Origin of the sequence: Flavobacterium sp. 83, assembly GCF_000744835.1 — a bacterium.
Lineage (GTDB): Bacteria > Bacteroidota > Bacteroidia > Flavobacteriales > Flavobacteriaceae > Flavobacterium.
The window spans coordinates 765,919-789,822 of sequence record NZ_JQMS01000001.1 but is presented as its reverse complement, the minus strand read 5'-3'; the positions used below and the strand labels follow the sequence as shown (position 1 = coordinate 789,822).

Genomic DNA, 23,904 nt, shown 5'->3' with positions numbered 1-23,904 from the left:
TTGATTAATCGAACTTAAAAAATAATACCGTTCTGCCTTTCGCGGAAGCAGGGGAATATAAAGGAACAAATTGTAATTGTATGATTTTAAATAGTTATAAAGGGTTAAAAATGAAAAAATTAATACATTTTCTGGTTCTATTTTTAGCATTTACACAAATGGCTTTGTCTCAAACACGAGAAGTTAAAGTGTTAGATACCAATTGGAAATTTCAAAAAGGTGATTTTGAAGAGGCGTATAAAGTAGATTTTAATGATTCGAAATGGGAAACCGTAACCGTTCCACATGACTGGGCAATCTACGGGCCTTTTGATAAAAATGTAGATATACAGAAAGTTGCGATTGTTCAAAACGGAGAAAATGTTGCTACTGAAAAAACAGGACGAACAGGGGCTTTACCCCATATTGGAACAGCCTGGTACCGCAATACATTTACATTGCCGAAAGATTCAAAAGGGAAGAAAATAATTTTACTTTTTGAAGGTGCAATGAGCGAACCTCAAGTGTATTTGAACGGTAAAAAAGTGGGAGAATGGGCCTATGGTTACAGTTATTTCTATTTTGACATTTCCCAATTTATACAAGAAGGAGCGAACACATTGTCAGTAAAACTAACCAATAAAGAATTTGCTTCACGCTGGTATCCTGGTGCTGGTTTGTATCGAAAAGTTAGTGTTATTATAAAAAATAACGAAAGTATTGATCAATGGGGTCAGTTTGTAAGGACTCCTTTTATCAGTGATGAAGTGGCAAAAGTTAATATTAAAACAAAAACTTCTGGGGAAAATACTCGTTTAGTCACCACTATTTTTGATGCAGAAGGACATAAACTAAGTTCAGAAGAGTCAACTATTCAATTCGGAAAGGAGTTCGATCAAAATATAAAAGTAGAGAAGCCAAAATTGTGGAGCCCCGAAACGCCTTATTTGTATAAAGCGGTTTCCCAATTGTATGTTGGAAAAGAGCTTAAAGATGCCATTTCAACGCCTTTTGGAATTCGAGAAATAAAATACGAGCCCAATAAAGGCTTTAGTCTTAATGGAAAGGTAACTAAATTCAAAGGCGTTTGTCTTCACCACGATTTGGGTCCACTTGGAGCTGCAGTAAATAAAGCAGCTTTGCGCAGGCAAATGAAGATTTTAAAAGATATGGGCTGTAATGCGATTCGCAGTTCGCACAATATGCCCTCTTTCGAGCAACTGGAATTGGCAGATGAAATGGGTTTTCTGTTTTTGGCAGAGAGTTTTGACGAATGGGTTTTACCAAAAGTAGAAAATGGCTACCATCGTTTTTTTGACGAATATGCCGAAAAAGACATCGTGAATTTAGTTCAGGCAACAAGAAATCATCCTTCTATTGTGATGTGGAGTGCTGGAAATGAAGTGCCGGATCAATGGGGAGAAGCGGGTGTAAAACGTGCTAAATGGTTGCAGGAACTATTTCATAGAGAAGATCCAACACGTCCGGTAACTGTTGGTATGGATCAAGTGAAAGCAACTATGGAATCAGGTTTTGGAGCTTTGTTGGATGTTCCGGGATTGAATTATCGCGTGCATTTATACGATGAAGCATTTGCAAAATTTCCGCAAGGATTTATTTTAGGTTCCGAAACCGCATCAACGGTTAGCTCTCGAGGGATTTATAAATTCCCTGTGGTTCAGGAAAAAATGAAGCAATACCTTGATTTTCAATCTTCATCTTATGATTTGGAAGCCTGTAGCTGGTCTAATGTGCCTGATGAAGATTTTGTACTTCAGGATGATAAACCTTGGGTAATTGGAGAGTTTGTTTGGACTGGTTTTGATTATTTAGGCGAACCAACTCCTTATGATGAAAGTTGGCCATCTAGAAGTTCTTATTTTGGAATCAACGATTTAGCGGGTTTGCCAAAAGACCGCTATTATTTATACAGAAGCCGTTGGAATACGAAAGAATCTACTCTTCATATCCTGCCGCATTGGAACTGGGAAGGCCGTGAAGGAGAGATAACTCCGGTTTTTGTATATACGAACTACAACAGTGCTGAACTTTTCATTAATGGAAAAAGCATGGGCGTGCAGAAAAAGAATAAAAACACACCTCAGAATCGCTATCGTCTAATGTGGATGGATGTGAAATATGAGCCAGGAACGGTAAAAGTGGTGGCTTATGATGACAATGGTAAAGCTGTTGCTGAACAAGAAGTAAAAACTGCAGGAAAGCCTTATCAAATTGTTTTAGAAGCAGACAGGAAAACTATCTCTGCCGATGGCGAGGATATATCTTTCGTAACCATATCTGTAGTTGATAAAAATGGAATTCCTTGCCCAACGGCGACTAACCAATTAAAATTTAAGGTTACAGGAGCGGGTACTTACAGAGCTGCCTGCAATGGTGATGCCACTTCACTTGAAATGTTTCATAAAGATACCATGAAACTTTTTAGCGGAAAGTTAGTAGTGCTTGTAAAATCTACAACTACTGCTGGTGATGTAAAACTTGAAGTAAATGGAGCTGGGCTTAAGAGCGGTAAATTAACTTTAGCATCTACTAAATAAAAATAAAGCTGAACGAGATAGCTCAACTACGCTTTTGATATAAAAAGATCTTAAAGGAAATTGATGTTTAAGCGTCGAGTAAAGTTTGGAAATGGAATACTTTAAAAATTTAAAAATAATAATTTCAAAATTATGAATGATATTTTAATTAAAAACACAACCAATTTTTTTAAAGAGACTTTTGGGACTGAACCACAAAAAATTGTGCTTTCTCCCGGAAGAATTAATATTATTGGGGAACATATTGATTATAATGATGGGTATGTTTTGCCAGCTGCCATTGACAAAATCATTTGTTTTGCTTTCGAGAAAAACAATTCGAATCAATCAAGAATAATTGCGATTGATCTTAATGATGAGTTCGAAATTAACCTTGCAGATCCAATAGGATTGACCGATAATGTGTGGACAAATTATGTGAGAGGAGTTATGAATCAATTGAAATTAAAAGGTTTTGATTTTGAAGGTTTCAACTGTGTTTTTAGCAGTAATATTCCTGTTGGTTCTGGTTTGTCATCTTCTGCAGCTTTAGAATGTGGCTTTTTATTTGGTCTAAATGAACTTTTTAATTTGAAAATAAAACCAGTTGATATTGCATTGATGGGACAAAGCGCTGAACATTGGGTTGGAATCAATTGTGGAATTATGGATCAATTTTCTAGTGTGATGGGTTTAGAAAATAAAGTCATAAAAATTGATTGCAAAACATTGGAATATGAATACCATAACGCTAATTTTAATGATTATTCATTAATTTTATTTGATTCGAATGTAAAGCATTCCTTAATGACATCGGCTTATAATGAAAGAAGGGAACAGTGTGAAGAGGGTATTGCCATTGTGAAAGAGAATTTTCCGGAGATTACTAGTTTTAGAGATTGTACAGAGCAACATATTTTAGGATTACAAAATGTAATGAGTGCTAATGTTTTTAAAAGAAGTCTTTTTGTTGTAAAAGAAATCAACAGAGTAAAACTAGCCTGTGAAGCATTAGATAACGGGGAAATTGAAGCTCTAGGGAAATTAATGTTTGAAACACATGAAGGATTGTCTAAAGATTATGAAGTAAGTTGCGATGAATTAGACATGATTGTTGATATTCTCAAAGGAGAAGAAGCGGTAGTTGGTTCCCGATTAATGGGTGGTGGCTTTGGTGGCTGCACAATCAACTTGATTAAAAAAGGGAATGAAGAGGAGATTAAAAAGAAACTATCGGCACTTTATTTTGACGCTTTTGGAATAGAATTAAAAATTTATGATGTTAAAATCGGAAACGGTACATCACTTTATAACAACAACTAGGATGAAAAAATTTGATATCAACGAAGATCCGCACAGACGCTATAATCCATTAATTAACGAATGGGTTTTGGTCTCTCCACATCGTTCTAAAAGACCTTGGCAGGGACAAAATGAAACTGTAAGCTCCCATTCTTTACCAGAATATGATCCAACTTGTTATTTGTGTCCGGGAAATGTTAGAGCTAATGGAGAAGTAAATCCGGCATATGAAAATGCATTTGTTTTTGAAAATGATTTTGCGGCGTTAAAGCAGGAAGAAATTGCATTTGAAGAAAATAAAAACGAAACTTTTTTCAAAGCACAGCCAGAAAGAGGAATTTCTAGAGTGGTTTGTTTTTCACCAAAACACAACTTGACTTTGCCTGAAATGTCAGTTGACGCTATAGAAAACATCATTCATACTTGGCAAAAAGAATATATCGCTTTGGGGAATGTTGATTACATTAATCACGTTCAAATTTTTGAAAATAAAGGAAGTGTTATGGGTTGTAGTAACCCACATCCTCATGGACAAATTTGGGCACAATCTTCATTACCAACCGAAGTGGAGAAAACGCAAAATAACCTGAAAGTCTATTATGATAAACATAAAAGCAATCTTTTACAGGATTATTTACAAGAAGAATTGAAGTTAAACGAACGTATAGTAATTGAGAATGATCATTTTGTGGCATTAGTTCCTTTTTGGGCCATTTGGCCTTATGAAACCATGATAATCAGTAAGCGTCATTTGACCAAAATTACTGATTTCACGGAGGATGAGGTGTCTGATTTTGCCTTGACCTTAAAGCAATTGACAATTAAATACGATAATTTGTTTGAAACTTCATTCCCGTATTCATCAGGAATTCATCAATCACCAACAGATGGAGAATTGCATCCTGAATGGCAATTTCACATGCATTTTTATCCTCCATTGTTGCGCTCTGCAACGGTAAAAAAATTTATGGTAGGTTACGAAATGATGGGTGAATCGCAACGTGACATCACTCCCGAAAAGAGTGCTTCAGTATTAAAAGAACAGAACGATGTACATTATAAAAATTCACTCTAGTTAAACAGAAAGATTATGACATTTAAAACAATAATTATGAAAAAAAATATCACTCATTATTTTAACAAAAAAAGTCTATTTCTTTTTAGTTTTATAATTGCTGCAATGCATGTATCAGCACAAACGATAACCATACCTGTTAGTACAGAAAATAGTATGTTGTTATTACAAACCGACAGTAGTAATAGGTTGATGAACGTATATTTTGGTAAACCACTTGTAAACGAAAATGAATTTTCAACGGTTTCGGCAGGATATAATTATGATTATTCTAATCAAGGAATTTACAATTCTGCTTACACACCATCAGGTACTTGGAATCTTTCTGAACCAGCAATTCAGGTCAAACATGCGGATGGAAATACTTCTTTAGAACTAAAATATGTAAGCCATAAAGTTGAAAAAATCGACGACAATAGCTCTATAACAAGTATCGTTCTTAAAGATCCAATTTATCCTTTTGAAGTAACTTTGTTTTATAAAGTTTGGGAAAAAGAAAATGTAATTGAGCAATGGACTGAAATAAAACACAATGAGAAGAAAGCCGTTTTGCTACAAAAATACGCTTCGGCAAATCTATTTTTTGGAGGAAAAGATTTCTATCTCACCAGTTTTCAAGGAGAGTATCTAAAAGAAATGCAACCTGTTGAAACTAAGCTTGTACAGGGAATAAGATCTTTAGATACAAAATTAGGAACTAGAGCAATGCTTACGCAAACACCTAATTTTATGGTTTCTTTTGGTAAACCAGCATCAGAAAATGAAGGCTCAGTGATGTTAGGACAATTAGCTTGGAGTAGTAATTTTAAATTGGAATTTGAAATTGACTCTAATAAAAATCTTAGGCTAATTGCAGGAATCAACCCTTATGCTTCTGAATATTCATTGGCTCCAAACGTAATTTTTAAAACACCTTCTTTAATTTATGCGCTTTCAAATCATGGTACGGGTGAAGCCAGTAGAAATTTACACGATTGGGCAAGAAAATACAGACTTCTTGACGGACAAGGGGAACGACTTACTTTATTGAACAATTGGGAAGCTACCTATTTTGATTTTGATGAAAATAAACTTAAAGGTTTGTTTAAAGACGCCAAAGACTTAGGAGTTGATATGTTTTTGTTAGACGATGGATGGTTTGGTAATAAATATCCAAGAAATAATGACGATGCAGGACTTGGTGATTGGCAAGAAAATAAAAAGAAACTCCCAAGTGGCTTGGGTTATTTAGTAAAAGAAGCCAAAAAAGAAGGAGTTAAATTTGGTATTTGGATAGAGCCTGAAATGGTAAATCCTAAAAGTGAGTTGTACGAAAAACATTTAGACTGGGTAATTCGTCAACCAGAAAGACCGGAGATTTATTACAGAAATCAACTCGTTTTAGATTTGTCGAATCCCGAAGTGCAAGATTATGTTTTTGGAATTGTAGACAATCTATTTGTTAAAAATCCAGAATTAGCCTTTATAAAATGGGATTGTAATGCGACAATTTATAACGCTTATTCCGCATATCTTAATAAAAAAGGATTGCCACAATCTAATTTGTATGTAGATTATACGAAAGGATTATATAAAGTGCTGCAGCGAATTAGAGCTAAATATCCAAAAGTACCTATGATGTTATGTTCTGGCGGAGGTGGCCGAGGAGAATATGAATTCTTGAAGTATTTTACGGAATTTTGGCCAACGGATGATACCGAGCCATTAGAAAGAATATTTGTGCAATGGGATTACTCTTATTTCTTTCCTTCGATTGCTACTTGTAATCACGTAACGGATTGGGGAAAACAACCACTGAAATTTAGAGTGGATGTGGCTAGTATGGGTAAATTAGGTTTTGATATTGTAGCAAGCAAATTAAATCCAGATGATAAAACATTTTGCAAACAAGCTATTTCAAATTACAATTCATTTAAAGATATAGTTTGGCATGGCGATATGTTTCGTTTAGTGAATCCTCACGAAAACAATATTGCGGCATTAATGTATGTCAATCCAAACAAAAGCAAAGCAGTTGTTTTTAACTACTTAGTGAATAATAGATTTAATATTACTGCTACAGAACGACCAGTTGTTTTAAATGGATTGGATCCAAAGAAAAAATACTCTGTAAAAGAAATTAACTTGTTTCCAGGTACAACTTCACCTATCGCTGCTGATAAAGTTTACTCAGGCGATTTCTTGATGAAAGCAGGAATTAATCCAAATGTTAGTTTAAAAAGAACAAGTGTAGTTCTTGAAATATCAGAAGTAAAATAAGAAAGTAAAAATAGTTAAAAGCAGAATAAATGATTTGAAGTTATCTTCTAATTTTTTACTGTTTTTAAATAGTTTAAAAAATACATTATGAAAATAGTAGTTACCGGCGGATTGGGATTTATTGGTTCGCATACTGTAGTTGAATTGCAAAATGAAGGTTTTGAAGTGATAATTATTGATAACCTTTCTAATTCCTCTGAAGAAGTTTTAAAAGGAATAGTTGCTATAACTGGTAAAACTCCTGTTTTTGAAAAGCTGGATTTGAGAGAGAAAGCATCAGTTCAGGATTTTTTTAATAGACATTCTGATGTTTCGGGTGTAATTCATTTTGCAGCTTCCAAAGCAGTTGGAGAAAGTGTAGGAAACCCGTTATTATATTATGAAAATAATATTAATACCCTGATTTATTTGCTTCAGGAATTGCAACAAAAACAGGAGTCTCATTTTATTTTCAGCTCATCTTGTACGGTTTATGGTCAAGCCGAAACGATGCCTATTAATGAAAGTGCCTCAGTTAAACCAGCAATGTCTCCTTATGGAAATACCAAACAAATTGGTGAAGAAATCATTACAGATGTTACAAAAGTAAGCGGGATAAATGCAATTTTATTGCGTTATTTTAATCCTATTGGCGCTCATCCATCAACAGAAATAGGCGAATTACCTATAGGAACTCCACAAAATTTAGTGCCTTTTATCACCCAAACGGGAGTTGGATTGAGGAAAGAATTATCTGTTTATGGGGATGATTATCCAACACCTGACGGGACTTGTGTTCGGGATTATATTCATGTTGTTGATTTGGCGAAAGCCCATGTTGTCGCTTTGCAGCGATTAGCAAACAAAAAAAATGTATCTAAAATGGAAACTTTCAATTTGGGAACAGGAACAGGAAGCTCTGTTTTGGAAGTAATTGCAGCTTTCGAAAAAGTAAGTGGACAAAAATTACCTTACAAGATTGTTGATAGAAGAGAGGGTGATGTGATTTCGGCTTATGCCAATACAGATAAGGCGAATAATATTCTTGGCTGGAAAACAATGTCAACTCTTGAAGAAGGGATGGCAAGTGCTTGGAAATGGGAACAGAAAATCAGAAAGGCTAACTAAAATAATTAGTATTACAAGTCAGTGAAATGAATTAAAAAATAAAAGTAGCATTCAATAACAACACTTTTTTAAGTATTTAGCTTGCATAAAAACAATAAATGTAAAAAATACATTTATAAATGATGTAAATAAATATTTTTATTTTACTTTTGACTTTCGTAATTCTTAAAATAACAATATAATTTAAATACATATCATATTTTATACTTAAATTTTGTAATAGAATTGCATATTTTTAACCAAATTATAAGATATGTTTGGTGTTAAAACTGAAAACAGTTCACTTAACAATAAAAAAATAGTACAAGTCGCATTCATTTATATTAATTTCTAAAAAACCATTTACTCATGAACCAGAACCTTGCTTTTGCGGATTACGCAGTATTTATTATCTATTTTATAGTGGTATCCACCTATGGATATACCATTTATCGCAAACGTGAAAAAAACGAACACGATGCAAAAGCTTATTTTCTTGCAGAAGGAACGCTTACTTGGTGGGCTATTGGTGCTTCATTGATCGCTTCTAATATTTCGGCAGAACAATTTATTGGAATGAGTGGAGAAGGATTCTTTTTAGGAGTTGCTGTTGCTGCTTACGAGTGGATTGCTGCTATTGCTTTAATTATTGTTGCTGTTTGGTTTATTCCTGTTTATTTGAAAAACAAGATTTATACCATGCCTCAGTTTTTGAAAACGAGATATAATGAATCTACAGCATTAATTATGGCTGTTTTTTGGCTATTTTTATATGTTTTTGTAAACTTAACTTCTATTTTATATTTAGGAGCTGTTGCCATTAATGGTCTGGCTGGTGGGGAATACCTACACGTTATTATGATTGGTTTAGCTCTTTTTGCATTGCTGATTTCTTTAGGAGGAATGAAAGTGGTGGCCTATACTGATGTGATTCAGGTTGCGGTTTTAATCATCGGAGGATTAGTTACTTCTTATATAGCTTTGACTACCGTTGGACATTATTTTGGTTTTGGCGATGATGCAATTGCTGGTTTCAAAGTACTAATGGAAAAAGCACCGGAGCATTTCAAAATGATTATTCCAAAACCTACAGCTACATCTTCTCAATTGGAAATCAACAAGTATCTTACTTTTCCTGGAATGATGTCTTATTTAGCAGGTATTTGGATTATAAATCTTAATTATTGGGGTTGTAATCAATATATTACACAAAGAGCTTTGGGTGCTGATTTGCAAACTGCCCGTACCGGTATTTTATTTGCTGGAATGCTAAAATTATTAATGCCATTAATTGTTATGTTGCCAGGTATTGCAGCTTATGTTTTATATGAAAACGGACATTTACCACAATTAGTTGGAGGGAAAGATGGTGCGTATTCTGCAATGTTAACATTTTTGCCTACAGGTTTAAAAGGGTTGTCAGTTGCAGCTTTAACTGCAGCTATTGTGGCTTCATTAGCCGGTAAAGTCAATAGTATCTCGACTATTTATACTTTGGACGTGCATAAAAAATACATTCAAAAAAATGCTACAGATAGAGCTCAAGTTAACATAGGTAGATATGCCGTTTTTGCAGCAATGCTTCTTGCAGTTATGTTTACTTGGAATGACTTATTAGGTATTGGTGGAGTGGGTGGTTTCACTTACATTCAAAAATATACAGGTTTTATTAGTCCAGGGGTATTTGCAATGTTCTTCCTTGGGATGTTTTGGAAAAGAACAACTGGAACAGCTGCTATTGTGGGTGTGATTTCAGGTTTCTTATTGTCTGTTTTATTCAATGAATTTGCACCTGCTTTATTCGGAAATGAAACGTTGTTATACACAGCTTTTGCTAATGGTAAAGGCGGATTCGAAATCCCATTCCATATTTGTATGGGATTGTCTTTTGCATTTACTATGATTCTAATGATTGCCATCAGTTTTGCTGGGCCAAAAGTAAATCCAAAAGCATTTGAATTAGATACAGAAATGTTTAAGGTAAAACCACAAACAACCGTATTGATCGTAATAACACTATTAGTTATTTTTGCTTTATACGTGAAGTTCTGGTAATATTATTTGATTCGTAAAGTAATTCAAAACAAAGCCCTTTATTTAAGATTAGTCAGTAGATAGTTGACTGTTCTTAAGTAAAGGGTTTTTTGTTTTAAGGAGGTATTTTATAACGGGAAGAATGATGAAAAAATAATTTTTATTGCTGTCGATTACTTTTTTTTATCTAAACAAATTGTAGAGTCTTTATCCTTTAATAAAAACTGTTTTTATTATTCATTAGACTAAAAGAATACATATTAGTTTGTAAATGTTTTTTTAAGTCACTGAATTGAAGGATTGTTTTTTTATTAAAATAAACAAAAAAGCTTTCGTTTTTTAGGCGAAAGCTTTTTTATAAGTTTAAAAGAGTTGACAGTTAGTTTCTATTAGCTAATGCTTCTTGCTTCCAGTTTTTTATCGAAGCTATTCTATTGTTAGAATAGTCAACTTCGCTTAAATTGTTGAAGCCATTATCGCTTTTTTCAGACCAAAAAAACCACTTTCCTGTTTTAATGCCATTTTGATATTCACCGGATGAAGTTTTATTTCCTTTTTCATCATAAGATACCCAAATCCCTTCTAATTTTCCGTTTTCAAAAAAACCTTCCTGCTGCACTTGACCGTTTTCAAAGAAGTAAGTTGCTTTAACTTTTTTGCCAAAAGGCTCTAAAACTGGTTTTGATTCTTGTGCAAAAATCATTCCTGTGAATAATATTGCGATTAAAATAATACATTTTTTCATATCTCGAGTTTTTAATATTTTATATTTCTTTATCAAAATTAACTAATAGTTTACATTAAAAAAACTTTTTGATAACAATTTAGTAACATTAGACAAAAGCTTAACATTGGAAAATAATTTGAGATTAAAAACAATACCGTAAAAATTCATTATTCTCAATTCATTATTCATAATTAGTCCTAAATTTGCACCCAGCGCCAAAAGCGCAAACAGATGAAATAATCTAAAATTTGGATCATGTATAGAAGTCATAATTGTGGCGAATTAAACGCCTCGCATATTAATACAGAAGTTACACTTGCCGGTTGGGTGCAAAAATCACGTGATAAAGGATTTATGAATTGGGTCGATTTACGCGATCGTTATGGAATCACGCAATTAATTTTTGATGAAGGCCGTTCTGATAAAACAGTTTTCGAATTAGCAAAAACATTGGGTCGTGAATTTGTAATTCAGGTGAAAGGAACTGTTATTGAGCGTGAAGCGAAGAATAAAAACATAGCAACAGGAGAGATAGAAATTTTAGTTACTGAACTGAAGATTCTTAATGCTTCGTTGACACCACCTTTCACAATTGAAGACGAAACAGATGGTGGAGAAGACATCCGAATGAAATACCGTTACCTTGATATAAGAAGAAATCCTGTGAAAAACAGTTTGCTTTTCCGTCATAAAGTAGCGATGGAAGTACGTAAGTATCTTTCTGACTTGGATTTTTGTGAAGTAGAAACTCCTTATTTGATTAAATCTACTCCAGAGGGAGCCAGAGATTTTGTAGTTCCTTCTCGAATGAATGAAGGACAATTTTATGCATTGCCACAATCACCTCAAACATTTAAGCAGTTATTGATGGTGGGTGGAATGGATAAATATTTCCAAATCGTGAAATGTTTCCGTGATGAAGATTTGCGTGCTGATAGACAGCCTGAATTTACACAAATCGATTGCGAAATGGCTTTCGTGGAGCAAGAAGATATTTTGAATATTTTTGAAGGATTGACGAGACATTTGCTAAAAGAAATAAAAGGCATCGAAGTAGAAAAATTTCCTAGAATGACCTATGAGCATGCCATGAAAACATATGGTAATGACAAACCCGACATTCGTTTCGGAATGGAATTTGGTGAATTAAATGAAGTCGCTAAAAGTAAAGAATTTCCAGTTTTTAATGCAGCAGAATTAGTAGTTGGAATTGCCGTTCCCGGAGTTGGAAACTATACTCGTAAGGAAATTGATGGATTAATTGACTGGGTAAAACGCCCTCAAGTTGGTGCTTCAGGAATGGTATATGTAAAATGTAACGAAGACGGAACTTATAAATCATCCGTGGATAAATTCTATGACCAAGCTGATTTAAGCAATTGGGCAAAAACAACAGGGGCACAACCAGGAGATATGATTTTTGTACTTTCGGGACCTGCTGATAAAACCCGTTCTCAATTAAGTGCTTTACGCATGGAATTAGCGACGCGATTAGGATTGAGAAATCCAGCTGAATTTGCGCCACTTTGGGTTGTTGATTTTCCATTATTGGAATTTGATGAAGAAAGCGGTCGTTACCATGCCATGCATCATCCTTTTACCTCTCCTAAGCCAGAAGACATGCACTTATTGGAAACCAATCCAGGAAAAGTTCGTGCTAATGCGTATGATATGGTTTTAAATGGAAATGAAATTGGAGGAGGTTCAATTCGTATTCACGATAAAGCTACACAACAATTAATGTTTAAATATTTAGGTTTCACGGAAGAAGAAGCGAAAGCGCAATTTGGATTTCTGATGGATGCATTTCAGTTTGGTGCACCGCCACACGGAGGTTTGGCTTTTGGATTGGATAGGTTAGTTGCGATTCTTGGTGGACAGGAAACTATCCGAGACTTTATTGCTTTTCCAAAAAATAATTCTGGAAGAGATGTTATGATTGATGCTCCGTCTACAATTGACGAATCACAGTTAAAAGAGCTCCATATAAAAATAAACTTATAGTAGTTTAACGTTAAAATTTGTTTGAAAACGTTGAATATCAATATTTTTACAAAATAAAAAGCGAAGAATGTCTTTCGTATTATATTAAATATTACATTTGCTCCATTATAAATTATTATTACTATTACAATGCGTACAGGTACAGTTAAATTTTTCAATGAATCTAAAGGTTACGGATTCATTACAGACGAAGAAACAGGAAAAGACATTTTTGTTCATGCATCAGGAATCAACGCGGAAGAATTACGCGAAGGTGACAGAGTTAGTTATGAAGAAGAAGAAGGAAGAAAAGGAAAAGTTGCTGCGAAAGTAGCAGTAATCTAAGCATAAAAAAATTAATTTTTTTTGCCTACGAATGTTTAAAACGTTCCGATTATTCGGAACGTTTTTTTTTGCGCTATTGTGAAATAAGGTTATTATAAACATGGGTTATTTATAATCATTAAAAATTACAACAAAATCATATTTTCATAGAGATTAATTTCAGTTTTTAGCTTGTGTTTTAATTCCTTGAAACCTATCTTTGTGGCTTATTTTTGCACGAAAAAAACATACTTATGCAGTCCGATCAATTAAATTATATTCCTATTTTAATGCAGTTTGTTTTAGCTGTAGGTTTTGTAGTTGGAACAATACTTGTTTCTGGGAAATTAGGTCCAAAACGTAATTCTGAAATTAAAGATAAAAACTTCGAATGCGGTATTGAATCAGTAGGTAACGCAAGAATTCCGTTTTCGGTTAAATACTTTCTCGTTGCTATATTATTTGTTTTGTTTGATGTTGAGGTAATTTTTCTTTACCCATGGGCAATCAATTTCAAAGAATTGGGAATGGAAGGAATGGTGAAAATGGTAATTTTTATGCTTTTGCTTTTGGTAGGTTTTTTCTACATTATCAAAAAGAAAGCACTAGAGTGGGAATAACGATTTATTTTAAATGTTGAATTCTAAATTTTATATGATTTCATAGTAATTTATAATTCAAAGTTTATAATTCAAAATAATAAAAAATGAGCGATTCTAAAATAAATATGGTTGAGCCACCTGAAGGTGTTGTTGGGGAAGGTTTCTTCGCTACAAAACTGAATGATGTTGTGGGAATGGCTCGTGCTAATTCATTATGGCCTTTACCATTTGCAACTTCTTGTTGTGGGATTGAATTTATGGCTACAATGGCTTCGCATTATGATTTGGCACGTTTTGGTTCGGAACGAGTGAGTTTTTCTCCTCGTCAAGCGGATATGCTTATGGTAATGGGAACAATTTCCAAAAAAATGGCGCCAATCTTACGTCAGGTTTACGAACAAATGTCAGAACCTCGTTGGGTTATCGCTGTTGGAGCTTGTGCTTGTTCAGGTGGGATTTTTGATACCTATTCTGTTTTGCAAGGAATTGACAAAGTGATTCCAGTTGATGTTTATGTTCCAGGTTGTCCGCCAAGACCAGAACAAATTGTTGATGGTGTTATGAAATTGCAGGAATTAGTAAGGAATGAATCTGTAAGAAGAAGGAGTTCTCCAGAATACCAAGAATTATTGGCTTCTTATAATATCAAATAAATAATGGCGCTAGAAACAATACAAATCCAAGAAAAATTAGTTGAAACATTTGATTCGGCTGTTTTTGAATTCAAGCAGGAAAAAGATATATTTTCATTTGAAGTCGCTGCTGATAAAATTACGGCGGTGATTCTTTTTTTGAAAAATGATCCAACATTACGTTTTCATTTTTTAACTGACTTGTGTGGGATTCACTATCCTGACAATGATGTTGATCATCAATTTGCAGTGGTTTATCATTTGCACAACTGGTACGAAAACAAAAGAATTAAAATCAAAGCTTTTATCAACGGTGAAAATCCAGAAATAAAAACGATATCTAATATTTTCTTAAGTTCAAATTGGATGGAAAGAGAAACATATGATTTTTTTGGCATAAACTTCATTGGTCATCCACAATTAAAACGTATTTTGAATATGGATGAAATGATTTCTTTTCCAATGCGAAAAGAATTTCCTATGGAAGATAGCGGAAGAACGGATAAAGATGATCGTTTCTTTGGAAGAACAACCGACAATTATTAAAAACACACACTATTATAATTTTTCACATTAAATAAATGTCAGAACTATTATTACCACCAGAGCATCGCTATGCTAAAAGAATTGCAGCCCAATTAAATGAAGACGGAAGTGAGCTTTCGATTTTGAATTTAGGGCCTACTCACCCAGCGACACATGGTATTTTTCAAAATATTTTGTTGATGGATGGAGAACGTATTCTGGAAGCGGAACCAACCATTGGTTACATTCACAGAGCTTTCGAAAAAATTGCTGAAAATCGTCCTTTTTACCAAATCACCCCTCTTACTGATAGAATGAACTACTGTTCATCACCTATAAACAATATGGGTTGGTGGATGACATTAGAAAAATTGTTAGATATTGAAGTTCCTAAAAGAGCGCAATATTTAAGAGTTATTGTAATGGAGTTGGCGAGAATTACGGATCATATTATCTGTAACTCGATTCTGGGTGTTGATACCGGAGCCTATACCGGATTTTTATATGTTTTTCAATTTAGAGAAAAAGTGTACGAAATCTACGAAGAAATTTGTGGTGCTCGTTTGACTACTAATATGGGAAGAATTGGTGGTTTCGAAAGAGATTGGTCAGCAGAAGCTTTTAGAAAATTAGATGTGTTTTTACAAGACTTTCCAGCAGCTTGGAAAGAATTTGAAAACTTATTCGAAAGAAATAGAATTTTTATTGACAGAACTGTAAATGTTGGAGCTATAACGGCTGAACAAGCTATGGCTTATGGGTTTACAGGTCCAAATTTGCGTGCTGCAGGTGTTGATTATGATGTTCGTGTAGCGCAACCGTACTCTTCTTACGAAGATTTTGATTTTATTATTCCTGTTGGAAAGTCGGGTGATACGTATGACCGTTTTTGTGTTCGTAATGCCGAAGTTTGGGAAAGTTTGAGTATCATTCGTCAAGCTTTAGCAAAAATGCCAGAAGGCAATGATTTCCATGCGGATGTTCCGGATTATTACCTTCCTCCAAAAGAAGATGTTTACCATAATATGGAATCGTTAATTTATCATTTCAAAATTGTAATGGGTGAAGTTCCTGTTCCAGTTGCCGAAATATATCATCCAGTAGAAGGTGGTAATGGAGAACTAGGGTTTTATTTAGTAACTGATGGAAGCAGAACGCCTTATAGATTGCATTTCCGCAGACCTTGTTTTATTTATTATCAAGCGTATCCAGAAATGATTAAAGGTTCATTACTATCGGATGCAATTGTTATTTTATCAAGTTTAAATGTTATTGCCGGAGAATTAGACGCATAATAAAATTATAAATGATGAATTGTAAATTATAAATTGTTCAAAATATTAAAAATTTATAATTCAAAATTTGAAATAATAAAAAATGGAACGTACGTATCACAAACAAGAAATAAATATGACCGAAGCATTGATGTCCCGCATCAATGAATTAATCGGTCATTATCCTGAAGACAAAAGAAAATCGGCATTATTGCCTGTTTTGCATGAAGTTCAAGATGCTCACGAGAATTGGTTGAGTATTGAATTAATGAATAAAGTAGCCGAAATCCTTTTGATCAAACCCATTGAAGTTTACGAAGTAGTGTCGTTTTATACGATGTACAACCAAAGACCAATTGGAAAATACATGTTCGAATTTTGTCAAACTTCACCATGTTGTTTGAATGGAGTGGAAGATTTAATGGATTATACCTGTGAAAAATTAGGTGTAAAAGTGGGTGAGCCTACTCCAGACGGTCTTTTTGAAGTGAGAGGAGTTGAATGTTTAGGTGCTTGTGGTTACGCTCCAATGATGCAATTAGGCGATTTTTACAAAGAACATTTGACGGCAGCAAAAATCGACCAGTTAATTGAAGATTGCAAAAACGATACAATAATATTACACGATAAATAATATGTCACAAAAAATATTATTAGACAAAATAAATATTCCAGGAATTAAAACTTATGAAGTATACCGTCAAAACGGTGGTTACGCTTCAGTTGAAAAAGCCCTAAAAACATTAACGCCAGACGAAGTTGTTGAAGAAGTGAAAACTTCAGGATTACGTGGTCGTGGTGGAGCAGGTTTCCCAGCAGGAATGAAATGGAGTTTTATTGATAAAAAATCAGGAAAACCAAGACATTTAGTTTGTAATGCGGATGAATCAGAGCCGGGAACTTTCAAAGACCGTTATTTGATGGAATTTATTCCTCATTTATTGATTGAAGGAATGATTACTTCCAGTTATGCTTTGGGTGCCAACCTTTCTTACATCTACATTCGTGGAGAGTATATGTGGGTTTATAAAATATTAGAAAAGGCAATTAACGAAGCAAAAGCTGCTGGTTTTTTGGGAAAAAATATATTAGGTTCTGGTTATGACTTGGATTTATACGTTCATTGTGGTGCCGGAGCTTACATTTGTGGTGAAGAAACTGCATTGATTGAATCATTGGAAGGAAAAAGAGGAAATCCTCGTATTAAACCACCATTTCCTGCTATTTCAGGACTTTGGGCAAATCCAACGGTTGTAAATAACGTGGAAACAATTGCCGCTGTGCCTTGGATTATCAATAATACAGGTGCGGAATATGCTAAAATTGGTATCGGACGTTCTACAGGAACCAAATTAATTTCGGCTTCAGGACATATTAAAAATCCTGGTGTTTATGAAATTGAATTGGGTTTAAGTGTTTACGAATTCATGAATTCAGATGAATATTTAGGCGGAATGAGTTCTGACAGGCCTTTAAAAGCTTTTGTACCGGGAGGAAGTTCTGTTCCCGTTTTACCAGCACATTTAATTTATAAAACTGCCGCTGGCGAAGATCGTTTGATGTCATACGAATCGTTAAGTGACGGTGGATTTGCAACTGGTTCTATGTTAGGATCGGGTGGATTTATTGTTTACAATGATACTTCTTGCATTGTTCGTAATACTTGGAATTTCTCTCGTTTTTATCACCATGAAAGTTGTGGACAATGTTCGCCTTGTCGTGAAGGTACAGGCTGGATGGAAAAAGTATTGCACCGAATAGAAAATGGTCATGGTCGTGAAGAAGATATTGATTTGTTGTTGAGCATTCAAAGTAAAATTGAAGGAAACACAATTTGTCCATTAGGTGACGCAGCAGCTTGGCCAGTAGCAGCTGCTATTCGTCATTTTAGAGATGAGTTTGAATACCATATTCGTTTCCCGGAAAAAATAAAAAATAGAGATCATTTTGTTGCTGAACCTTTTGAAAAGGTAAAGCATTTAGTTTCTAAAGTAATCGTATAAAGTCAAGAATTTCAGAAAATGAAAGTAACAATAGACGGACAGTCAATAGAAGTAGAACCAGGAACAACAATCCTACAAGCAGCACGTATGATAGGTGGAGAAGTAGTTCCCCCTGCGATGTGCTATTATTCTAAACTAAAAGGAAGCGGTGGAAAATGCCGTTGTTGTTTAGTGGAAGTTGCAAAAGGAAGTGAAGCCGACCCAAGACCAATGCCAAAATTAATGGCTTCTTGTGTAACCGGTTGTATGGACGGAATGGAAGTGAACAGCAAATCTTCTGAGAGAGTAACCGAAGCCAGAAAATCAGTAACGGAGTTTTTATTAATCAATCACCCATTAGATTGTCCTGTTTGTGACCAAGCTGGTGAATGTGATTTGCAAAATTTAAGCTTTGAACACGGGAAATCAGAAACTCGTTTTATCGAAGAAAAAAGAACTTTTGAGCCAGAAAACATTGGTGATAATATTCAATTACACATGAATCGTTGTATCCTTTGCTACCGTTGCGTAATGGTTGCTGATCAATTGACTGATGATCGCGTGCACGGTGTAATGGATAGAGGAGATCATTCTAATATTTCGACTTGTATTTCTAAAGCAATCGACAATGAGTTCTCTGGAAACATGATTGACGTATGCCCTGTAGGAGCTTTAACTGATAAAACTTTTAGATTCAAATCTAGAGTTTGGTTCAGCAAGCCTTATAATGCACACAGAAATTGCCCTACTTGTTCTGGAAAAACTACAGTTTGGATGTTTGGTGACGAAATCCAGCGTGTTACCGGAAGAAAAGATGAGTACCATGAAGTAGATGAATTTATTTGTAATGGATGTCGTTTTGATCACAAAGAAATTTCAGATTGGACAATTGAAGGACCGAGAGCATTCGAAAAAGATTCGGTTATCAACCAAAATAAATACAACAGAAAATTAGAGAAAGTTGAAATCGCTACCGAAGAGCATATTCTTCTAGGTAGAGAGGAAGACCGTAAGAAAATAAGCATGGCCGAAATTCCATTGACCGAAGAAGATATTATAAATCAAAAAAGCTTGGGTAATAATGGATAGTACTATTATCATAGAAAAAAGTGTCATTATTGTTGCAGTTTTTGCTTTGACAATGTTGATGGCAATGTATTCCACTTGGGCAGAACGAAAAGTTGCCGCTTGGCTTCAAGATCGTGTTGGACCAAACAGAGCCGGTCCTTTTGGATTATTTCAACCGCTTGCCGATGGTTTAAAATTATTCTCTAAAGAAGAATTTGAACCCAATACACCAAACAGATTTTTGTTTTTTGTAGGTCCTGCAATCGCAATGAGTACCGCATTAATGACGAGTGCCGTAATTCCTTGGGGAGACAGGCTGCATTTATTTGGAAGAGATATTTTATTGCAGGCAACTGATTTAAACATTGGATTGTTATACTTTTTTGGAGTTGTATCAGTAGGTGTTTACGGAATCATGATTGGTGGTTGGGCATCTAATAATAAGTTCTCTTTGATGGGTGCTGTTCGTGCCGCTTCGCAAATGGTGTCTTATGAAGTTGCGATGGGACTTTCGATGATTGCTTTGTTGATGATGACCGGAACGTTGAGTTTAAGAGAAATTTCAGCACAACAAGCAGGAATGAATTGGAATGTATTTTACCAACCATTATCTTTTATTATATTTTTAATTTGTGCTTTTGCAGAAACGAACAGAACTCCTTTTGACTTAGCGGAATGTGAAAGTGAATTGATTGGTGGATATCATACGGAATATTCATCGATGAAAATGGGATTTTATTTATTTGCTGAATATGCTAATATGTTTATTTCCTCTACGATTTTGGCGGTTTTATTCTTTGGTGGGTATAATTATCCGGGAATGAGTTGGGTTGTTGAAAATTGGGGTGTAAATATTGCCAATATTATAGGATTTGGTGCTTTGTTTATCAAATTGTGTGGATTCATATTTTTCTACATGTGGGTTCGATGGACTATCCCAAGATTCAGATACGATCAATTGATGCATTTGGGTTGGAGAATATTAATTCCATTATCAATCATCAATATTATGATTACTGGTATTGTAATTTTGAGAAGTGAAATTGCAACTTATTTAGGATTTTAATTAGTACCGAAAAGCCCTAGCCCTGATAGCAGTGGAAATCCTTTTATCCTGAACTTGTTTCAGGATCCTGAAACAAGTTCAGGATAAAAGATTGAAACGAATAGCAGGATTAAGCTTCAAATAAAAATAAAAAATGTCAATAGAAAGTATATCCTTATCGGGAAGAAAAAAAATGGTCTCTAATAAAGAGATGACTTTTTTTGAAAGAATGTATCTCATTGCTATAGTCAAAGGTTTGATTATTACAATTAAGCACTTGTTTAGTAGGAAAGTGACGATTCAATATCCAGAGCAAGTACGAGAAATGAGTCCAGTTTATCGTGGTCAACACATGTTGAAACGTGATGAGGAAGGACGTGAGAATTGTACAGCTTGTGGTTTGTGTGCGTTGTCTTGTCCTGCAGAAGCAATCACGATGAAGGCAGAGGAGCGCAAAGCGGATGAAAAGCATTTGTACAGAGAAGAGAAATATGCGTCGATTTACCAGATCAATATGTTACGTTGTATTTTTTGTGGATTATGTGAAGAGGCTTGTCCAAAAGATGCAATTTATCTGACGACTTCAAAAGTATTGGTTCCTTCTAGTTATGAAAGAGAAGATTTTATCTTTGGAAAAGACAAACTGGTCATGCCTTTAGAAATGGCAATGAAAAATGCTCAACTTAAAAACGCTAATTAATGATACATATACCTGATTTAGCTAATGCCACACCAATACAAATCATTTTTTGTGTTTTATCTATTATTACATTAGCCACTGCATTTTTGACAATTTTTAGTAGAAACCCGATTCACAGTGCTATTTATCTAGTGATTTGTTTCTTTTCGGTTGCAGGACATTATTTATTATTGAATGCACAGTTTTTAGCAATTGTTCACATTATTGTTTACTCTGGAGCTATTATGATTTTATTTTTATTCACCATTATGTTGATGAATTTGAATGAACAACATGAAGTCCATAGACCAAGGATTACCAGATTAGGCGCTATTGTTTCTTTTTGTTTGATATGCATCGTTCTTATTTTGATTTTTATAAACTCAAAACCAATTGTTGGAGAATACGTTGCTACTGGTGAAGATTTTCAGTCTATAAAAGTATTAGGTAGAATATTACTAAACGAATATATGGTTCCTTTTGAATTTGCTTCCATATTACTTTTGGTTGCTATGATTGGGACTGTTTTATTGTCTAAAAAAGAAAAACTGCAAAAATAAGATGAACAATATTTTAAATCAAATAGGTATAGAAAATTATATATTCCTTTGCGTAATACTTTTTTGTATTGGCGTTTTTGGAGTGCTATACAGACGAAATGCCATTATCGTATTTATGTCAATTGAAATAATGCTGAATGCAGTAAACTTATTGTTTGTAGCATTTTCTACCTATCATCAAGATGCCCAAGGACAAGTTTTTGTGTTTTTCTCGATGGCTGTTGCAGCTGCAGAAGTTGCGGTAGGTTTGGCCATTTTAGTTTCAATATTTAGAAACTTAGGCTCTATTACTATCGATAATTTAAAAAACTTAAAAGGATAAATGGAAATGAATACCAATATAGCTTTAGTTTTAGTTCTTGCTCCTTTTTTAGGATTTTTAATCAATGTTTTCTTTGGCAAAAGCCTTGGAAAATCGCTTTCAGGAATAATAGGGACATTTTCAGTAGTAATTTCTTTTATTGCTACCGCTTATTTCTTCAGTGGAATTTCAGCACAACCTGAGGGGATTCATATTGCTCTTTTTGACTGGATTCAAATCAGTAATTTCAAAGTTGATTTTGGATTTCAATTGGACCAATTATCCATTTTATGGTTGCTTTTTGTAACCGGGATTGGATCTTTGATTCATTTGTACTCTATCAGTTACATGCACGATGATGAAAATATGCACAAGTTCTTTGCGTATTTGAATCTGTTTATATTCTTCATGATCACTTTAGTAATAGGAAGTAACTTATTAGTAATGTTTATTGGATGGGAAGGTGTAGGTCTTTGTTCGTATTTGTTAATTGGATTTTGGCATAAAAACCAAGATTTCAATGATGCAGCAAAGAAAGCATTCATCATGAACCGAATTGGAGATTTAGGTTTATTAGTTGGAATTTTCATCCTCGGAAGCTTATTTTCGACATTAGATTTTGCTACATTAAAAACTGCAATTGCAACAGCTACCAACTTGAATAGCTATTGGATTGGTGTTGCCACTTTTGCTCTATTTATTGGAGCTTGTGGTAAATCAGCACAAATACCATTATATACTTGGTTGCCGGATGCGATGGCAGGTCCAACTCCTGTATCTGCATTAATTCACGCGGCGACAATGGTTACAGCAGGTATTTTTATGATTACCAGATTAAACTTTTTATACAGTCTTGATTTGCCGAGTATGCATTTGGTAAATGATATTATTGCGATTGTTGGAGCAGTTACAGCTTTAGTTGCTGCAACAATTGGTTTGGTTCAAAATGATATTAAAAAAGTCTTGGCTTATTCAACTGTTTCTCAATTGGGATTAATGTTTTTGGCTTTAGGTTTAGGGGCTTATGAAGTGGCTGTTTTCCACGTAATCACACACGCTTTTTTCAAAGCTTGTTTGTTCTTGGGTTCTGGTTCTGTTATTCACGCTTTACATGGAGAACAAGACATGCGTAAAATGGGTGGTTTGAAAAAAGCGATGCCAATTACTTTTATCACGATGTTAATTGCTTCATTAGCGATTTCCGGAGTTCCATTATTCTCAGGTTTTTTCTCTAAAGACGAAATATTATTAGTTGCTTTCGAACATACAATTCCATTATGGGTTGTGGCTTCGGTTGCGTCGATAATGACTGCTTTTTATATGTTTAGATTGATGTTTTTAACTTTTTTCCAAGAATTCAGAGGAACTGCTGAACAAAAGCATCATTTACATGAAAGTCCTTCTTTGATTACTTTTCCTTTAATTGTTTTAGCAATATTGGCAACGATAGGCGGGTTAATCAGTTTGCCAGGAAACAGTTGGTTGAATGGATATTTAACTCCTATTTTGCCTGAGTTGGCAAAAGCAGAACACCATTTAGGTTCTACTGAATATATGTTAATGGCTATTGCTGTTGTAGGTGGATTAGTAGGGATAGGTTTGGCTTATGCAAAATACATCAAACAAAATACAGTTCCATCAGAAGATGCTGAAATCACAGGGTTTTCTAAAGTACTATACAATAAATATTATGTTGATGAATTCTATGACGCTATTTTTGTTAAACCAATTAATATTTTGTCTCGTTTTTTTAGAGATACTATTGAAACGGCTTTATCAGCTTTAGTTTTTGGATTCGGAAAAGTAACTAACGAAATAAGTTATCAAGGAAAGAAAATACAAAATGGAAGCATTGGTCTTTATCTTTTTGTTTTCGTATTAGGGCTTTGTGCCATTGTTTCTTATTTATTTTTAGCTCAATAATCATATA

At 34.2% G+C, this 23,904-nt stretch carries 21 protein-coding genes; 20 read left to right on the top strand and 1 reads right to left on the bottom strand.

What is annotated here, in order from left to right; genetic code table 11:
• Positions 1-110: 110 nt before the first annotated feature.
• The 6 genes from T410_RS03505 (at position 111) to T410_RS03480 (ending at position 10,293) form a co-directional block, all read left to right on the top strand.
• On the top strand, positions 111-2,537 hold the full coding sequence (locus T410_RS03505; protein WP_035674035.1) for a DUF4982 domain-containing protein: 2,427 nt from the start codon (positions 111-113) through the stop codon (positions 2,535-2,537).
• 132 nt (positions 2,538-2,669) lie between these two features.
• Entirely contained in the window at positions 2,670-3,839 is a 1,170-nt protein-coding gene (gene galK / locus T410_RS03500) for a galactokinase (protein ID WP_035668768.1), read from the top strand.
• Between the two features lies 1 nt (position 3,840).
• Positions 3,841-4,893: a UDP-glucose--hexose-1-phosphate uridylyltransferase gene (locus T410_RS03495; RefSeq protein WP_035668763.1), complete on the top strand. Its 1,053-nt coding sequence runs from the start codon at positions 3,841-3,843 to the stop codon at positions 4,891-4,893.
• A 36-nt stretch (positions 4,894-4,929) separates the two neighbouring features.
• Positions 4,930-7,152, top strand: coding sequence for an alpha-galactosidase (locus T410_RS03490; RefSeq protein ID WP_035668755.1), 2,223 nt, complete (start codon positions 4,930-4,932; stop codon positions 7,150-7,152).
• Positions 7,153-7,239: 87 nt separating this feature from the next.
• Positions 7,240-8,259 (top strand): UDP-glucose 4-epimerase GalE, encoded by a 1,020-nt coding sequence (gene galE / locus T410_RS03485; RefSeq protein ID WP_035668753.1) that lies wholly within the window; start codon positions 7,240-7,242, stop codon positions 8,257-8,259.
• Between the two features lie 348 nt (positions 8,260-8,607).
• The gene (locus tag T410_RS03480) at positions 8,608-10,293 is read left to right on the top strand and encodes a sodium/sugar symporter (RefSeq protein WP_035668752.1); all 1,686 of its coding nucleotides are present in this window, start codon (positions 8,608-8,610) and stop codon (positions 10,291-10,293) included.
• A gap of 358 nt (positions 10,294-10,651) precedes the next feature.
• Here the strand turns inward: T410_RS03480 and T410_RS03475 are convergent, their stop codons facing one another.
• Positions 10,652-11,017: a toxin-antitoxin system YwqK family antitoxin gene (locus T410_RS03475; RefSeq protein ID WP_035668750.1), complete on the bottom strand. Its 366-nt coding sequence runs from the start codon at positions 11,015-11,017 to the stop codon at positions 10,652-10,654.
• Between the two features lie 237 nt (positions 11,018-11,254).
• On the opposite strand from T410_RS03475, the gene aspS reads away from it, so the two are divergent.
• The 14 genes from aspS (at position 11,255) to nuoL (ending at position 23,897) form a co-directional block, all read left to right on the top strand.
• Positions 11,255-13,003 carry an aspartate--tRNA ligase gene (gene aspS / locus T410_RS03465; protein WP_035668748.1) on the top strand — a complete coding sequence of 583 codons (1,749 nt, stop codon included), beginning with the start codon at positions 11,255-11,257 and terminating at the stop codon, positions 13,001-13,003.
• Positions 13,004-13,132: 129 nt separating this feature from the next.
• Positions 13,133-13,327 carry a cold-shock protein gene (locus tag T410_RS03460; RefSeq protein ID WP_007137066.1) on the top strand — a complete coding sequence of 65 codons (195 nt, stop codon included), beginning with the start codon at positions 13,133-13,135 and terminating at the stop codon, positions 13,325-13,327.
• Positions 13,328-13,560: 233 nt separating this feature from the next.
• Positions 13,561-13,926 (top strand): NADH-quinone oxidoreductase subunit A, encoded by a 366-nt coding sequence (locus T410_RS03455; RefSeq protein WP_035668746.1) that lies wholly within the window; start codon positions 13,561-13,563, stop codon positions 13,924-13,926.
• An 86-nt stretch (positions 13,927-14,012) separates the two neighbouring features.
• Complete coding sequence (locus T410_RS03450) at positions 14,013-14,561, top strand: NADH-quinone oxidoreductase subunit B (protein ID WP_035668744.1); 549 nt, start codon at positions 14,013-14,015, stop codon at positions 14,559-14,561.
• A 3-nt stretch (positions 14,562-14,564) separates the two neighbouring features.
• Complete coding sequence (locus T410_RS03445; protein ID WP_035668742.1) at positions 14,565-15,086, top strand: NADH-quinone oxidoreductase subunit C; 522 nt, start codon at positions 14,565-14,567, stop codon at positions 15,084-15,086.
• Between the two features lie 35 nt (positions 15,087-15,121).
• Complete coding sequence (locus tag T410_RS03440; RefSeq protein WP_035668739.1) at positions 15,122-16,360, top strand: NADH-quinone oxidoreductase subunit D; 1,239 nt, start codon at positions 15,122-15,124, stop codon at positions 16,358-16,360.
• Positions 16,361-16,442: 82 nt separating this feature from the next.
• On the top strand, positions 16,443-16,973 hold the full coding sequence (locus tag T410_RS03435) for an NAD(P)H-dependent oxidoreductase subunit E (RefSeq protein WP_035668738.1): 531 nt from the start codon (positions 16,443-16,445) through the stop codon (positions 16,971-16,973).
• A 1-nt stretch (position 16,974) separates the two neighbouring features.
• A complete protein-coding gene (gene nuoF / locus T410_RS03430; RefSeq protein WP_035668736.1) occupies positions 16,975-18,342 on the top strand; it encodes an NADH-quinone oxidoreductase subunit NuoF in 1,368 nt (455 codons plus the stop codon).
• A gap of 18 nt (positions 18,343-18,360) precedes the next feature.
• Positions 18,361-19,410, top strand: a complete 1,050-nt coding sequence (locus tag T410_RS03425; RefSeq protein ID WP_035668733.1) for a 2Fe-2S iron-sulfur cluster-binding protein — start codon at positions 18,361-18,363, stop codon at positions 19,408-19,410.
• Complete coding sequence (nuoH, locus tag T410_RS03420) at positions 19,403-20,455, top strand: NADH-quinone oxidoreductase subunit NuoH (protein ID WP_035668731.1); 1,053 nt, start codon at positions 19,403-19,405, stop codon at positions 20,453-20,455. Before T410_RS03425 ends, nuoH begins: the two co-directional genes overlap by 8 nt.
• Positions 20,456-20,588: 133 nt before the next feature.
• Positions 20,589-21,134, top strand: coding sequence for an NADH-quinone oxidoreductase subunit I (locus T410_RS03415; RefSeq protein ID WP_035668729.1), 546 nt, complete (start codon positions 20,589-20,591; stop codon positions 21,132-21,134).
• Positions 21,134-21,673: an NADH-quinone oxidoreductase subunit J gene (locus tag T410_RS03410; RefSeq protein WP_035668726.1), complete on the top strand. Its 540-nt coding sequence runs from the start codon at positions 21,134-21,136 to the stop codon at positions 21,671-21,673. The genes T410_RS03415 and T410_RS03410 overlap by 1 nt, the downstream gene beginning before the upstream one ends.
• Before the next feature lies 1 nt (position 21,674).
• A complete protein-coding gene (gene nuoK, locus T410_RS03405) occupies positions 21,675-21,995 on the top strand; it encodes an NADH-quinone oxidoreductase subunit NuoK (RefSeq protein ID WP_035668725.1) in 321 nt (106 codons plus the stop codon).
• A gap of 6 nt (positions 21,996-22,001) precedes the next feature.
• Positions 22,002-23,897: an NADH-quinone oxidoreductase subunit L gene (gene nuoL, locus T410_RS03400; protein ID WP_035674033.1), complete on the top strand. Its 1,896-nt coding sequence runs from the start codon at positions 22,002-22,004 to the stop codon at positions 23,895-23,897.
• Positions 23,898-23,904: the final 7 nt, after the last annotated feature.

Bases quoted from the DNA above. Each gene is read 5' to 3' on its own strand.
- T410_RS03505 (WP_035674035.1), top strand. From the start codon at position 111: ATGAAAAAATTAATACATTTTCTGGTTCTATTTTTAGCATTTACACAA.
- galK (WP_035668768.1), top strand. From the start codon at position 2,670: ATGAATGATATTTTAATTAAAAACACAACCAATTTTTTTAAAGAGACT.
- T410_RS03495 (WP_035668763.1), top strand. From the start codon at position 3,841: ATGAAAAAATTTGATATCAACGAAGATCCGCACAGACGCTATAATCCA.
- T410_RS03490 (WP_035668755.1), top strand. From the start codon at position 4,930: ATGAAAAAAAATATCACTCATTATTTTAACAAAAAAAGTCTATTTCTT.
- galE (WP_035668753.1), top strand. From the start codon at position 7,240: ATGAAAATAGTAGTTACCGGCGGATTGGGATTTATTGGTTCGCATACT.
- T410_RS03480 (WP_035668752.1), top strand. From the start codon at position 8,608: ATGAACCAGAACCTTGCTTTTGCGGATTACGCAGTATTTATTATCTAT.
- T410_RS03475 (WP_035668750.1), bottom strand. From the start codon at position 11,017: ATGAAAAAATGTATTATTTTAATCGCAATATTATTCACAGGAATGATT.
- aspS (WP_035668748.1), top strand. From the start codon at position 11,255: ATGTATAGAAGTCATAATTGTGGCGAATTAAACGCCTCGCATATTAAT.
- T410_RS03460 (WP_007137066.1), top strand. From the start codon at position 13,133: ATGCGTACAGGTACAGTTAAATTTTTCAATGAATCTAAAGGTTACGGA.
- T410_RS03455 (WP_035668746.1), top strand. From the start codon at position 13,561: ATGCAGTCCGATCAATTAAATTATATTCCTATTTTAATGCAGTTTGTT.
- T410_RS03450 (WP_035668744.1), top strand. From the start codon at position 14,013: ATGAGCGATTCTAAAATAAATATGGTTGAGCCACCTGAAGGTGTTGTT.
- T410_RS03445 (WP_035668742.1), top strand. From the start codon at position 14,565: ATGGCGCTAGAAACAATACAAATCCAAGAAAAATTAGTTGAAACATTT.
- T410_RS03440 (WP_035668739.1), top strand. From the start codon at position 15,122: ATGTCAGAACTATTATTACCACCAGAGCATCGCTATGCTAAAAGAATT.
- T410_RS03435 (WP_035668738.1), top strand. From the start codon at position 16,443: ATGGAACGTACGTATCACAAACAAGAAATAAATATGACCGAAGCATTG.
- nuoF (WP_035668736.1), top strand. From the start codon at position 16,975: ATGTCACAAAAAATATTATTAGACAAAATAAATATTCCAGGAATTAAA.
- T410_RS03425 (WP_035668733.1), top strand. From the start codon at position 18,361: ATGAAAGTAACAATAGACGGACAGTCAATAGAAGTAGAACCAGGAACA.
- nuoH (WP_035668731.1), top strand. From the start codon at position 19,403: ATGGATAGTACTATTATCATAGAAAAAAGTGTCATTATTGTTGCAGTT.
- T410_RS03415 (WP_035668729.1), top strand. From the start codon at position 20,589: ATGTCAATAGAAAGTATATCCTTATCGGGAAGAAAAAAAATGGTCTCT.
- T410_RS03410 (WP_035668726.1), top strand. From the start codon at position 21,134: ATGATACATATACCTGATTTAGCTAATGCCACACCAATACAAATCATT.
- nuoK (WP_035668725.1), top strand. From the start codon at position 21,675: ATGAACAATATTTTAAATCAAATAGGTATAGAAAATTATATATTCCTT.
- nuoL (WP_035674033.1), top strand. From the start codon at position 22,002: ATGAATACCAATATAGCTTTAGTTTTAGTTCTTGCTCCTTTTTTAGGA.